General features: G+C 69.1%; 12 protein-coding genes and 1 pseudogene. 7 read left to right on the plus strand and 6 right to left on the minus strand.

Going from position 1 to position 13,222, the window contains the following annotated elements; all coding sequences use genetic code 11:
- Positions 1-4 precede the first annotated feature (4 nt).
- Positions 5-538, plus strand: a complete 534-nt coding sequence (locus AB0M73_RS16080) for a VOC family protein (protein WP_363891371.1) — start codon at positions 5-7, stop codon at positions 536-538.
- A gap of 172 nt (positions 539-710) precedes the next feature.
- Here AB0M73_RS16080 and AB0M73_RS16085 read toward each other — a convergent pair whose 3' ends face one another.
- The 5 genes from AB0M73_RS16085 to AB0M73_RS16105 form a co-directional block, all read right to left on the minus strand.
- Positions 711-2,072 carry an integrase gene (locus AB0M73_RS16085; RefSeq protein WP_363891372.1) on the minus strand — a complete coding sequence of 454 codons (1,362 nt, stop codon included), beginning with the start codon at positions 2,070-2,072 and terminating at the stop codon, positions 711-713.
- Entirely contained in the window at positions 2,069-2,272 is a 204-nt protein-coding gene (locus AB0M73_RS16090; protein ID WP_363891373.1) for a helix-turn-helix domain-containing protein, read from the minus strand. The genes AB0M73_RS16085 and AB0M73_RS16090 overlap by 4 nt, the downstream gene beginning before the upstream one ends.
- A 78-nt stretch (positions 2,273-2,350) precedes the next feature.
- Complete coding sequence (locus AB0M73_RS16095; RefSeq protein ID WP_363891374.1) at positions 2,351-3,742, minus strand: DNA cytosine methyltransferase; 1,392 nt, start codon at positions 3,740-3,742, stop codon at positions 2,351-2,353.
- The gene (locus AB0M73_RS16100; RefSeq protein WP_363891375.1) at positions 3,739-4,578 is read right to left on the minus strand and encodes a DNA methyltransferase; all 840 of its coding nucleotides are present in this window, start codon (positions 4,576-4,578) and stop codon (positions 3,739-3,741) included. Before AB0M73_RS16100 ends, AB0M73_RS16095 begins: the two co-directional genes overlap by 4 nt.
- A complete protein-coding gene (locus AB0M73_RS16105; protein ID WP_363891376.1) occupies positions 4,571-4,975 on the minus strand; it encodes a hypothetical protein in 405 nt (134 codons plus the stop codon). Before AB0M73_RS16105 ends, AB0M73_RS16100 begins: the two co-directional genes overlap by 8 nt.
- A 542-nt stretch (positions 4,976-5,517) precedes the next feature.
- Between AB0M73_RS16105 and AB0M73_RS16110 the strand changes: the two genes are divergently transcribed.
- From AB0M73_RS16110 to AB0M73_RS16135, 6 genes and pseudogenes are all read left to right on the plus strand, one after another.
- A complete protein-coding gene (locus AB0M73_RS16110) occupies positions 5,518-6,354 on the plus strand; it encodes a hypothetical protein (RefSeq protein ID WP_363891377.1) in 837 nt (278 codons plus the stop codon).
- 71 nt (positions 6,355-6,425) lie between these two features.
- A complete protein-coding gene (locus AB0M73_RS16115; protein ID WP_363891378.1) occupies positions 6,426-6,779 on the plus strand; it encodes a pilin in 354 nt (117 codons plus the stop codon).
- A gap of 3 nt (positions 6,780-6,782) precedes the next feature.
- Entirely contained in the window at positions 6,783-7,856 is a 1,074-nt protein-coding gene (locus AB0M73_RS16120) for a hypothetical protein (RefSeq protein WP_363891379.1), read from the plus strand.
- Entirely contained in the window at positions 7,853-8,719 is an 867-nt protein-coding gene (locus tag AB0M73_RS16125) for a hypothetical protein (RefSeq protein WP_363891380.1), read from the plus strand. Before AB0M73_RS16120 ends, AB0M73_RS16125 begins: the two co-directional genes overlap by 4 nt.
- Positions 8,716-9,771 carry a PrgI family protein gene (locus AB0M73_RS16130; protein WP_363891381.1) on the plus strand — a complete coding sequence of 352 codons (1,056 nt, stop codon included), beginning with the start codon at positions 8,716-8,718 and terminating at the stop codon, positions 9,769-9,771. The genes AB0M73_RS16125 and AB0M73_RS16130 overlap by 4 nt, the downstream gene beginning before the upstream one ends.
- Positions 9,768-11,057, plus strand: a pseudogene (locus AB0M73_RS16135) (DUF87 domain-containing protein); the annotation flags it as partial. The gene AB0M73_RS16130 and the pseudogene AB0M73_RS16135, both read left to right, overlap by 4 nt.
- 1,123 nt (positions 11,058-12,180) lie before the next feature.
- Here AB0M73_RS16135 and AB0M73_RS16140 read toward each other — a convergent pair.
- The gene (locus AB0M73_RS16140) at positions 12,181-13,089 is read right to left on the minus strand and encodes a hypothetical protein (RefSeq protein WP_363891382.1); all 909 of its coding nucleotides are present in this window, start codon (positions 13,087-13,089) and stop codon (positions 12,181-12,183) included.
- Positions 13,090-13,222: the final 133 nt, after the last annotated feature.

A 13,222-nucleotide genomic window follows, 5' to 3' on the forward strand; every position in this document is an offset into this window, starting at 1 on the left:
CACCATGCCGCAACCGGAAGGCGCCGAGCTGGAGGCCGTGCGGGCCCGCCGCGCCGAACTCAAGGACAAGTACCTGCGTCCCGTCGGCGAGCGCCCCGCCACCCCCGTCCGCGGCGTGCACCACATCGCCCTGGTCGCCCGCGACGTCGAGGCCACCGTGCGCTTCTACCAGGAGTTCCTCGGCTTCCCCCTGGTCGAGCTGGTGGAGAACCGCGACTACGCCGGCTCCAGCCACTTCTTCTTCGACCTGGGCAACCGCAACCTGCTGGGCTTCTTCGACTTCCCCGGCCACCCGCACCCCGACTACGTCGAGACCATCGGCGCCGTCCAGCACCTCGCCTTGTCCGTCGACGCCGAGCACTTCGCCGCCATCAAGGCCAAGCTCGACGCCGAGGGCGTCGAGTACCTCGGCCCCGACCGCGGCGTGGAGGACAGCCTCTACGTCCGCGACCCCAACGGCATCGGCCTGGAGTTCTACCGGGAGGAACTGGGCATCTTCGCCGGCGAGTCCCTGCACCTCGACGGACCTGCTGATTGACGGGCTCGTGGTGCTTCTGAGCACGGGTTGTCGTTCGTGGGCGGTTTTCGCGGGATCCGTCACTGACCTGCGTCTTCTGTCGGTGTCTGTCACTGTCCACGGGACAGTCACGGGACAGAGAGGCCCTCGACGCCAGGTGTGCGCCGAGGGCCTCTGAACTGCAGGAACGGCTCTACGTCTTGCCATCGAGGAAGTTCGCGATCCGCGTGTTCGAGGTGTCGCGTTGGCCGTCCAGGCACTGGGCGTAGACCGTGAGGAGGACGTCCACGGTGTGTCCGGCTCGCTCGGCGACCTCGGCCGGTGGAACGCCGGCTGCCAGCCAGGTCGACAGTGCTGCGTGGCGTAGGTCGTATGGCGTGCTGGCCAATGGCGAGGCGTATTGCGCCGGCGAGAAGCCGATCTTCCTCGCCATGTCCCACGCGATGGTGTAGATCTTGGCGTTGATCGGGAAGTCGTTGCGTGGACTGTGGAACAGCCGGCCGTCTGAGGTGGTCCCAAACCTGGCGATGTGGTCCCTCAAAATCGTGACGAGTTGAGGTGGGATCGGCACGCGGCGGATAGAGCCTTCGCCGCGGCGCTTCAGCCCTCGTTCTTCCCAGATCTGCCCGGTGTCCGAGTATCGCGCGTTGGACAGCCCGATCGACTTCTCGAGGACTAGTTCGCCCCATCCTGACTCTGGCAACTTGCAATCGCTGTCCTTCAGTCTGTTGGCTTCAGCTGGGCGGAGGGCGGCGTAGTACATGCTCGCGAAGAAGGCGTACATGTATCTGCGTCGGCCTGCGTAAGTGACTGCGGCCAATACCTGTTCCGCTTGCGCCGGGTTGATAACTACCCTCGGGTCGACCTCGTCGTTGGTGGTCTTGAAGGTGATCTTGATGCCAGTCGTTGGGTTGGTGGCGAGTTCGTGATTCACTGCCGTTTTTAGGGCTTGATTGAGTGCGCTTCGGCGGATCGCCATAGACCAAGCTGTCGCAGTCCTTCCGTTTAGGTTTTTTCCTAGTGCCTGCAGAACCGGCGTCACCTCTTGTTCGTCGGCCAATTCTCTGATGGGGCGTGATGCTCGAGTGATCCACTCCGCGGCAATGCGCAGCTCCTCTTGCTCGGGTGGTTCTTTCCGACGATTCGTCGGTAGTAGGTAGGTGGTCAACGCCTTGCGTAGAACGCGCTCGTCGGGGCGCCCTCGGGCTGGCTTGGTGAAAGCCGCGACTGCGATGGCGAGAGAGTCCACGTACCGCTTGCGTGTGTTCGGCGCAGAGTTAGGCCATTGGCCGTCGATGAAGTCCTGCGTAAGTTTTAGCAGTGACCTGCTGTTTCGTGCCTTATATTCCGACTCCGGCCATCCCGAGTTGATGTCGAAGGCTTCGCCGTGCCGCGCCGCCTGCATCAAGTCGGATCGCCGCCGCTCGGCCAACGCCTTGGTGACGAACCACTCTGAATGCTCCTTGTCCTCGGTGACCCACCGGACTCCGTGTGGCCGCCGGCGGCCAGTCTTCTTCTGGAGCTCCCAGAACCGGACTTTGATCGTCTTGTTCATGCTGCCCCGTCCCTGATGGTGGTGAGCCACGTCCTGTAATCCGACATGCTGATCCGCAAGGAGCCGTTCGGGAGGCGATAGGAGGCTGGGGCGCTTCCGAGTTGTCGCCAGCGGTAGAACGTGTCTCGGCTTACGCCGACGGTCGCGCAGAATTGCCGAACGGTCATCAGCCCGTCGGACTCGTCGACGCTGTCGGTCATTGCTTCTTCAGTTCCACACCGTAGGGCGGTGTAACCGCCGAGCGGAGCTCCCCAAACGGATGAACGGGCATAGTCAGGCTACGAGGCATTGCGCGCACGCCCCTTCGATGCGTCAGAAGCGAAATTGCCGCAAAGGTCGGCGAGGTCGTCCAGCAGCGCCGCATACGCAGCCTCGGCTTGCTGTGGGACAACGCCGTTGCCGAGGGCTCGGAGTTGGGCGGTGCGCGGGATTGGTAGTGCGGTGACCCAGCCGGGCGGTAGGCCCATCAGGTGTTCGACGAACGCCGGTCCGAGGACCGGGCGGCCGTGGCGGCCGAGCTCGGTCGGGTGCGGGGTGTGGCGGCCGAGGACTTGTTCCCAGCGGTGGATCGCGGGCGTGTAGATGCCCCAGTCGACCGGTGGGTGGTGAGCGCCAGCGTCTCCATCACTGCCGACGGCAACATCAGATCGCCCTTCGAACCACGCTGGGCCGGGCAGCCCTTCGTGTCGTCCGTTGCTTGCGGCGTCGGCAGCAGAGCGTTCGGGACCACGAGTGGGAGGACTTGCTGGGACAGCGGTGGTCGGAACCCGTTGCCCGCGTGGCGTCCGCTGGTTCCGGTGTCCGAGGCTCGTGGTGTCGGAAGGAGCCGCACCTCGTGAGGGAGAGACGGGCCTCCGTTCTGGCCGGCGTGGGTGCAGTTCTTGGCGTCCGGCGCGGTCGGGGTCGGCAGGAGTCGCACCGCGATCGACAAGGGCATGCCCATGCCGTTCCCGTTGATCCCGCGGGCCTGTTGCCGCTCCCTCCGGGCCAACCACTGCGCCGGGTCCTCGAAGTCGTTCGGCCGCGAAGCTGCCGGCGTTGGCAACACCCGCAACTGGTCCAGCAGGAAATGGCCCCCCTGTCGTTGCGCTCCGCTGGATCCGTTGAAGGTTCCGTCGTGCGCGGTCGGGGTGGGCAGCAGGCCTGTCGTCGACGATGGCGCGGCGCCAGGCGAGCAGGAACACGCGTTCGCGGCGGTGCGGGGCGCCGATGTCGCTGGCGCGGACGCTACGCCATGCCGCGTCATACCCCGTGGCGGCCAGGTCGCCGAGTACGCGGTGAAGCCCGCCGTTTTTCCAGCGGAGGGCGGCGACGTTCTCCACGACGATGAGCGCGGGTCGTAGTACGCGAATTCCGGCCACGATGTCGGTCCACACGCCACTGCGTTCTCCTCGTTCGATGCCCGCGCGCTTGCCGGCGGCGGAGATGTCTTGGCACGGGAAGCCGGCGACCAGAACGTCGACGGGTTCGACGGAGGCCCAGTCGAGGGCGCGGATGTCGCCGTGGTTGGGCACGCCGGGCATGCGTGTGGCCAGGATCTGGGTGATGTGCGGGTCGGGGTCGGCGCACCACGCGATGCGGCCGCCGCCGAGGGCGGCGAGCACGCCGAGGTCTAGTCCGCCGTAGCCGGTGCATACCGACCCGATGACGGGCCCGGGGGTGCCGGTCATGCCGCGCACCGCAGCAGCTCGGCGCACTCCAGGTCGTGCAGCAGGCGCCCGGTGCGCAGCTCGCGGGGGAGCCGCGCGGCGGCGAGCGCGGGTCGGTCGGGCGCGCGGAGGACGACGATGTCATGGTGCGCGACCCGCATGACCCGCAGCCGGCCGTCTCGGGGACGTCGGTTTTTGGGCGCGACCCGAGAAAGTGTCGTCCTGGCGACCAGGGCGGCGCGGCGTTGAGCGGGGCGAAGCCCAGCGCCCCGTCCGGCGGTGAGGATCAGGCCCGGCAGGTCGACCAGTTCGTCGTCGACGCGGTGAGGTCGGGCGGTGATCACGACGTGGCCGCCGGGGCGCAGCAGGGGGACGCAGCGCGAGAGGGTGTCGGCGAGGTTGTCCACAGCTGTTGTGGATGCTGGACCGGAGCCGGGGCGGCTACGGATCGTGGTCAGCACGAGGGCGACCCTCCCGATCAGCCCAGCGCCGCCGATGCCTGAAAGGACGGCGGTGCCGCCGGCCAGGACGGTGCCGTCGCCGATCGCCCCGGCGCGTTTTGCGGCGGTGACGTTGGCCCGGGCGATCTCCCACAGGCGGCGGTCGGCGGTGAGGCCGACGGCGTGCCGACCGCCGCGGAGCGCCTCGGTCAGGGTGGTGCCGGCGCCGCAATCGGGGTCCAGCACGAGGTCACCGCGTCGGCAGTAGCGGGTCAGCGCGTGCGCGGCGACCGCCGGCGGCATGCCGGCACGGTCGGTCCGAGTGCGGGGTGCGTAGACGGCATCGAACTGGCTGTCGACGGGCACCTCGCCGCAACGCCACACCGACCCGGTGGACGGCACGCTCGGCTCACTCATCGGAGGACCTCGCCGCTGTGCTGAAGACCAACAGGTCTGTGTGGGTCTCGGCGGAGTTCCTCAGCAGAATGATGTTGTCGTGATACAGCAAACCTGCGGCGCGAGCGGACTGAATGATGGCGGGGGTCCGGTCCCGAAGATGCCCGTCGATCTCCTCGGTATGCGTCAGGACAACAAAAACACCACCGGGCCGAAGAAGACGCGCGATTCGGTGTGTGTCGGGGATCTGGTGGGGGCCGGGATGAGCGGCCGCGAGAACGAGCGTGAAACCGTCGAAATCGGAAACGGTCTCGGCGACGACGCTGCGGCCTAGGCGGACCACAGTCCACGCGGCGTCGCCGAGCGGCACGTACCTGCCGCCCAGGTCCGGAGCCAGGCCGGCCGGCTGGAGCAGCACGCGGTCGCCCGGGGCCGTGTAGGTGGTGACGGTCTTGGCGACCGCGGTGGTCAGCCAGTCGTCGCCGCACGGCCAGACGGTCGTGCCCGGCCCGATCGAGTCGCCGCGCCTGGACCATAGCGGCGGGCGGCCGTGTGAGCGGAATACGGGCCCTCGTGGGGGCCGGTCACATCGGACGAGAAACCGTGATGCCACGCCCGGTCACCTCCGGAGTTCGGGTGTCGAACCTCTTGACGTCCCTGAACTCCTCGTCCCGTCCCGGTATTGGACGACGAGATTCCCGGAAGAAATTCTTCGAGCGCGCCGACCTGGCTGTTCGCGGCCATAGTTGTGCTACTAGGGCGCTACTAGTAGCTACGTTTCGGCAGGTGAAAGCGCTTGTAGTGATCGACTGGCGAACGCTCGCCCGATCGACGGGTTGGGTAGGCCCTAATAACTGCCTAAGCAATCATGCCGGCGACCGTCGGTTGGGCAAGTAATTCCCTAATAGGGCTTTCCGTGAACTGGGTGCCGTTCTGTTCGACCGCATCCAGGAGACCCTGATGGCCTACGAACCACCTGACCGCGAGTTCCGAAACTCCCTCGACGTCGTCCGCGACGCGTTCGCCCTTCTCGTCACCGGCACGCACCCGGTCCAACTCGACGGCCGCCTGTTCGATCACCTGCCCGACCGTCTGCTGGCGCTGGACGAGGTCCGCGACCGCCTGCTGGCCCGGTCCTGTCCGCAGGCCACGCGCGACCAGGTCTGGGCGAGTCTCGTGCGCCGATCCCGCGAGCAGGGATCGACCTGGACCGTCGGCGCGACCGGCGTCGCGCTGCCCGCGCTCACGGCGATCGCGGCGACCTTGTCGGCGCGGTTCGTCGGCGACCCCAGCGACATCGCTGACGAGGTCCTCGTGGGCTTCCTGACCGCGCTGACCAGCATCGACCTGGAGCGCCCGCGGATCATGCTCCGTTTGCGGTGGAGCGCCTACCGCGCGGGCCATGAGGCGCTGATGGCGGCATTGGCCGGCCCGGTCCCGGTCGATCCGGGACGGCTGCCGGCCGAGCCGCTCGTGCCGGTCGGTCATCCCGACCTGGTGCTGGCCCGGGCGGTCGCCGACGGCGTCCTGACTGCGGCCGAGGCGGAGTTGATCGGCGCGACCCGTCTGGACAAGACCCCGCTCGGCAAATGGGCTGAAGAACACGGGCCCAGTCGGTGGGCCACGTATAAGGCGCGTGAGCGCGCCGAGAAACGGCTGGCCCGCCATTTGCGCGGCGGAATCACCGTCGAGAAACCGTCGGCGGAGAAGTCCAAGAAGGTGCCCGGAGTCGGAGTTCAGGAATGCGGCACAAGGTCGCACGACGCCCGGACTCCGGAGGTGCCCCCATGCGCCTGACCTGTTCCTCACGCCACTCGGTGCGCGATAGCCGCGGCGAGCCTGCACCGGCCGAGGCGTTCATCGGCCCGATGAATCACCAACACCGGCATGGGTGGCCGCGCGCGGCGGCGATCGCCGGTGCGGTGGTGGTCGGGCTCGTCGCCGTGGTGGCCCGGGCCGCTGCGGAGACGACCACGGTGATCGCGGCGGCGGGTTCGATCAAGGACGTCCTCGGCGCCATCCAGGTCTGGCTGACCGGTCTGCTGGTGGCGCTGGCCACGCTCATGTTCACCTACGGGGCGGTCCGCTACCTCGCCGCCGGCGGAGATCCGGGCGAGGCCGAGAAAGGCAAGCAGGCGCTCCGCAACGCGGGCAAGGGCTACCTGCTGGCGTTGCTCGCGCCGATCATCGTCCAGATCCTCGGCAGCTTCGTCGGGGGCTGACCCGTGCCGACCTCATCTTCTCGCGGCACGCCGCAGCGACGACGCTGGGTAGTCGCCGGCCTCGCCCTCGGGCTGGCGACCGTCCTGATCGGAGCCGCGGTCGCGACCGCGGCAGCCGAGCCCCCGGCGGCCGCACCGGCGCCGACCGCGCCCCCGGTGGACAGCTGCCCGACCAGCCTGCCGTTGCCGGCCTGTGCCCCGACGGCGCCGACCGTGACGCCGACGCTGCCCGGCATCCCGCCGCCGCCGAGCACGACGACCTCGTGCTCGGGCATCGGCTGCCTCCCGACACCCACCCCGACGCCACCGCTGTCCACGATCCCGAGCGCGGGCGGCGACAGCGGCGCGGACTCGTGTGGAATCGGCGGCTGGCTCGCTGACGTCGGCGGCTGCGCGGTGGAGGCGATCAACTCCTGGTTCGCCGGCATCCTCACCGCCGCGCTGCATCCGCTGCTGGACCTGCTGGGCCAGACGCTGCTGTCCACGCCGTCGATCGAGTCGCTACCGCAGATCGGACCACTGTGGACGAACTCATGGCAGCTGGTGCTCGCCGGCTACGTGCTGCTGGTGATCCTCGGCGGGATCGTCGTGATGACGCACGCGAGCGTGCAGACCCGGGGCGGCCTCAAGGAGATCCTGCCACGCCTTCTGGTCGCGTTCTGCGTCTCCGGGCTGTCGCTGTGGGCCGCCGACCAGGCCATCGTGCTGGCCAACGCGCTCGCCCAAGCCGTGCTCGGCCAGGACATCGCCGCGTCGCAGGCCACCGGCGCGTTGGCGAACATCCTGCTCACACAGGCGCTGGGCACGGGCAACGTGTTGTTCCTGCTGCTCGGTCTCGGCGCGGTCGTGCTGCTGATCGGCCTGCTCGTGTCCTACGTGACCCGCGCCGTCGTCACGCTCGGGCTCGTGGTGGTCGCGCCGCTGTGTCTGGCCTGCCACGCCCTGCCGCAGACCGACGGCATCGCCCGCTGGTGGTGGCGCTCGTTCGCCGCCGTGCTGGCCATCCAGATCGCCCAAGCACTCGTCCTGGTGGTCGCGATCCGAGTGTTCCTCGCGCCCGTAGGAGGCGGATCGTGAACCTGTTCGCCGGTGGCGGGCTGCTGGACATCCTCCTGTGCCTCGCACTGCTCTACATCCTCTACCGCATCCCGACCTGGATCCTCGGCGCCGTCCGCCTCAACAGCGGCCGGACTCTGGTCGGCAGCATGGTCAAGAGCCTGCTCATGGCCAAGGTGTTCGGCGCGATAGCCAACCGGCCCGCGCAACTGTCGGCCGGGGAGAGAGCGCGGCGCACCTGGCGGCCGCCGCCGGATCCGGCGTGGCCGGGCAAGATCCACGCCTGGTACGGCGTCGACGGACCGCGCAGCCTGTCCGCGATCGAACAACGCACCCGAGCGTGGCAGACCAGCGAACGAGCCCACCACAAACCACCCTCGACCGTCACCCCCGCGCGCTTCCAACAGGCCGCCGCGCAGACACCGACGCACGACCTGGCCACCCGGCACGCCTCGGCCGCGCCGGCACCGACGACGTTCCGCTCGCCGGAGCAGCCGCAGAACCCCGTCGTACCGCCACGCCCGGTGAGCCCGCCGCCACCGCTGACCTTCCGCACAGCCCGTCCCTCCACGCCACCGTTGCCGCCGATGCGCACGGCGACCGTGCCGCCGGAGTTGCGATTCGTACCGCCCGTCCCGCCACCGCCATCGCCCGCACCCGTCACACACACCGCCATCGTGCCCGCGCCGGTGACGTTCGCGGCACCTGAGACGGCACCGGTCCAGCGTCGCGCCCGAACCCACACACCCGCGCCGCCGGTGTTCCGGCCCGCTTCACAGCCCACGCAACCGTCCGTCACACAGCCCGCGCCGAAGCCCGCCGCCATGCAGTTCCGTGCGCCCACGAGCCGCCGTTCCTCGGCTCCGTCCGGAGGTGAGAAGTGAGCCATCCCGTCCGCATCCCGGCCGACGTCGACCGCGAAGACCGTGTGCTGGGCAGCCTCACCGCCCGCCAGTTGTTCATCCTCACCGTCGCCGGGATCGTGCTCTACGGCGGCTACCTCGCGACCAGAACGGTGCTGCCGATCGCGGTGTTCCTCGTGTTCGCGATCCCGATCGGCGGCGCGGCCACCTTCGTGGTGCTCGGCTGCCGCGACGGCCTGAGCCTGGACCGGCTGTTGTGGGCCGCAGTGCGGCAGCGGCTGACCCCGCAGCACCGCGTCGCCGCCCCCGAAGGCGTCCGCCCCGCCCCGGCATGGCTGACCGCCGCCGACACCAGCCACTCGACTGTGTCCCCCGCACCGCTGCGGCTGCCGGCTCGATCGGTCACCGAAGCCGGAGTGATCGACCTTGGCCGCGACGGCCTCGTCGTCGTCGCCACGTGCGGCACGGTCAACTTCCAGCTCAACACCGCCACCGAACAAGAGGGCCTGGTCGTGGTGTTCGGCCGCTACCTGCACTCGCTGAGCGCGCCGGTGCAGATCCTCGTGCGCGCCGAGCGGATGGACCTTTCCGCGCAGATCACCGACCTCCGCGCGAGTGCGGCCGGCCTACCCCATCCCGCGCTGGAGCACGCCGCCCACGAGCACGCCGACTACCTGACCCAGCTCGCCGCGACCACCGACCTGCTCCGCCGCCAGGTCCTGCTGGTCCTGCGCGAACCCGTCCTGCCCGCCGGGACGGCGCCGGTCACGCGAGTGCTGCGGTCCCGGCGGCCCGAACGCATCGACGAGGCAACAGTGCGCGCCGCGGAAGGCCGGCTGGCTGAGGCAGTGGAGCTGCTCGCACCCGGCGGCATCACCATCACCGCGCTGGACGCCGGCCAGGCCACCGCCGTGCTCGCCGCCTCCTGCAACCCCGACTCGTTGATCCCGCCCACCGCGGGCATGGCCGGCGCGGACGACGTGATCACCACCAGTCCGGACACCGACTGGGACGCCACCGCGTTCGGCCCCACCGCCCTACCCGCCGACCCTGACTCGGAGGAGCTGGCATGACCAGTGCCTTCACCCCCGACGCGCTCTCCGTCGGCGCACGCCACCTGGAGATCGGCGGCGAACACGTCGCCACCTTCGCGATCACCGGCTATCCCCGCGAGGTCTACGCCGGCTGGCTGCAGCCGCTGCTGACCTACCCCGGTCGGCTCGACGTCAGCGTGCACATCGAACCCGTCGACCCGGTGACCGCCGCCAGCCGACTCAAACGTCAGTTGGCCAAGCTGGAATCGGGGCGTCGGCAGACCTCGGAGAAGGGCCGGCTGCTGGACCCGGAGGTCGAGGCCGCGACCGAGGACGCCTACGACCTGTCCGCACGAGTCGCCCGCGGCGAGGGCCGCCTGTTCCGGGTCGGGCTCTACCTCACGGTGCACGCGGTGGGGAACAAGGCGTTGGCCGACGAGGTCGCCGCCGTCCGGTCGTTGGCGGCGTCGCTGCTGATGGACGCCAAACCCTGCACCTACCGGTCGCTGCAGGGCTGGGTCACCACCCTGCCCATGGGCCTGGATCTGGTCGGGTTGCAGCGGACCTTCGACTCGGCGGCGCTGTCGATGGCGTTCCCGTTCACCAGCCCCGACCTGCCACCCCCGGACCCGACCGCGGTCGGCGCCCCGGCGGGCGTGCTCTACGGGTTCAACATCGGCAGCCAATCCCTGGTGCACCACGACCGGTTCACGCTGGACAACCACAACAGCGTCATCCTCGCGCGCTCCGGTGCGGGCAAGAGCTACCTGGTCAAGCTGGAGCTGCTGCGCTCGTTCTACCGCGGTGTCGAGATCCACGTCATCGACCCCGAGGACGAGTACGCCCGCCTCGCCGCCGCCGTGGGCGGCGCCTACGTGCACCTCGGCGCGCCCAAGGTGTGCATCAACCCGTTCGACCTGCCCGTCCACACCCGCCCCGACGGCCGCCGCACCGCACCCGCCGACGGACTCACCCGACGCTCGCTGTTCCTGCACACGATGTTGGCTGTGCTCCTGGGCAGCGAACTGACCGCACCCGACCGGGCGGTGTTGGACAAGGCCATCACCGTCACCTACCAGCGGGCCGGCATCACCTCCGACCCGCGCACCTGGACCCGGCCCGCGCCCCTGCTGGCCGACCTCTCCACCGTACTGTCCGGAATGGACACTAACCTTGCCGCTCGTTTGCACCCGTTCACCGAGGGCACACACTCGGCGCTGTTCGCCGGCCCCACCACGACCCGACCCGAAGGGCACCTCGTGGTGTTCTCGTTGCGTGACCTGCCCGAGGAGCTCAAGCCGATCGGCACCTTGCTGACGTTGGACACAGCAACGGCGGGGCCGTCGCCGAACGTGTCGAGCCCGACCGGGAGGGGCGGTACAGCATCGGCGGATGGCGGTGGACATGGGACCTCGTGACCGAGGTGTAACCGCTGCTAAGACCCTTGGCGATCGCAGACCGCCGCCCCCGGTTGCCGACGGAACCGGTTAGGGGAATATCCCCTTTCGTGGCAAAGAGATCCGCCGAAACCGGTCAAGCAGATGAGGCTGCGGACTGCCCGCGGTGTGATCGTCGGGTGGCCTGCGTTGTCCGTCGCGAGGGCTTTGCACATCGCCGTTGACAGCATGCGGAGCGGCCTCGAACCCGGTCGGCAACGGAGGCTGACTACGTGACGCGGCCTCACCTCAGACAGATCGGCACTCAACCCACGTCCACCGGCTCTGAAGGACTCATTGTGTCCATCGACGACCCGGTCCCGTCCGCCTCTCCGACGGCGTCGCCCCGGATGGGTGCCGCAGGACGTCGTAACTCTCGCCGAGGTTGAGAGCACCAATGGATTAGCGCAGCTCACCCCTGAGGACGTTGTGGCGATCACCGCGACCGTCCCGGTCGTGTTGCCGGACCACTTGGCCGACGCAGACGATTACGTCATCGGCTACAACCTCTGGATGGAAGCCGCCGGACGGGCGGGTGCGGGGACCGTATGGACAGTCACCAGTTCGCGTTCGGCAGTTCCAGTGTGTCCGTGGACGCCGATACCCGTGACCCCAACGTGTGCGCCGCCGTCTTGGTGAACTACAGATGGTACGCAATCGAGCGTGACGGCACGATCCGCGCTCGCCTCGCACCGCTCGACTGACCGCAAGCTTTCCACAACTCTGCTGACCGAGGTCCATGGTGCGCCGACCAGCGTCGAGTTCGGTGGGCAGCCGGAAGTCGAGTAAGTCCCCCGCTGCTGCGGGGACGACACCGGGGTACCCGGCCTGGAGCGGCGCGGCGATAGAACAACCCCGCCTGCGCGGGGACGACAGGGTGCCTGGCCCGGTTCCGCCGTAGCCCCAAGGAACAACCCCGCGCCTGCGGGGACGACCCACCCTTCCCACCCTTCTCACCGGCCGACGGAAGACCCCCGCCTGCGCGGGGACGACCGTCATCGGCCGGTTCCGGTTATATTCCCTTGCGGAGAACGGCCGTGATCGCGGCACCGGTTTCCTTGCCGAACGGCCCCTCGGACGAGATGCCGAGGGATTCGGCGAGCGCCCGACCGTGGATGTCGATGACAGCTTCGGCCAAGTCGGCCAGGACTGCCGCAGCTGAGGTGGCACGGCGCCACGCCACCGTCAGGCACACCACACCAATTAGAGCCGCGGGCCACCACAGCGTGGTGAGCGCCAGGTATGCCACCGCCCAGCCGGCCAGGCGCTCGGCGGCTGTGACTGCAGCGTTGGCCTCCTGCAGCGCCGCCCGGGACGCGTCCGGCAGCACCAGCCACAAGCGGGGCCACGCCGATACCAGGTCGAGGCCGTAGTGCTTCAACACCCGTTGGTCGGCCGCCGCAAGTCGGTCGCCCGCAGTGAATGGCCTAGCAGGGCGAACCAAGCTGATGGCGTTGCGGGCGGCGGACAGTTCTTCGGCTGTTCGCAACAACGCCGCTGCGTCAGGCTCGTCCGCCACCTGCGCCCTGGCGGCCGCGACGGATGCCTCCCGCACACGCTCGTTCGCGGCGTCCCAACGGCGGACGCGCCTGCGAGTCAGCGCACGGGTCAGCGGACCGCGCGAGGACCCAAACCAGATTGCGTGGAACATCGAGCCGAGCGCCTGGTCGAGGATGCCCAGCGCAGCCGCAGTTGCCAGCACGCCAGCGAGGGCCAACGCGATTGTGCCGGGATTGCGGGTGGCCGGCTCCGCCGCGATTTTCGTCAGGTCCCGATACAGGACGTCGACGCGGTACCAGCCGTCGTGGCCAAGGCTTGCAGCGGCGATCGCGGTCACGAGGTAGAGAGCGCCAGGTAGCACAAGCAACGTGAGCCACCGATCGGCCAACTTTCCGGCCAACGTCTCGAGGAACTTGCTCATGAGTCACCGAGTCGAAGCCGTCGTAGCGGCTTGTCCAGCACTGGGCACACTGGCACGTCTCCGTCGAGCGGTTCGACGCGTAGACAGGTCGCGGCTGGGCAACCGAAGAACTCGAGCTGGGGGTGACCGCCGC

The organism is Kutzneria sp. NPDC051319, assembly GCF_040682195.1.
In the GTDB taxonomy this organism is placed as follows: domain Bacteria; phylum Actinomycetota; class Actinomycetes; order Mycobacteriales; family Pseudonocardiaceae; genus Kutzneria.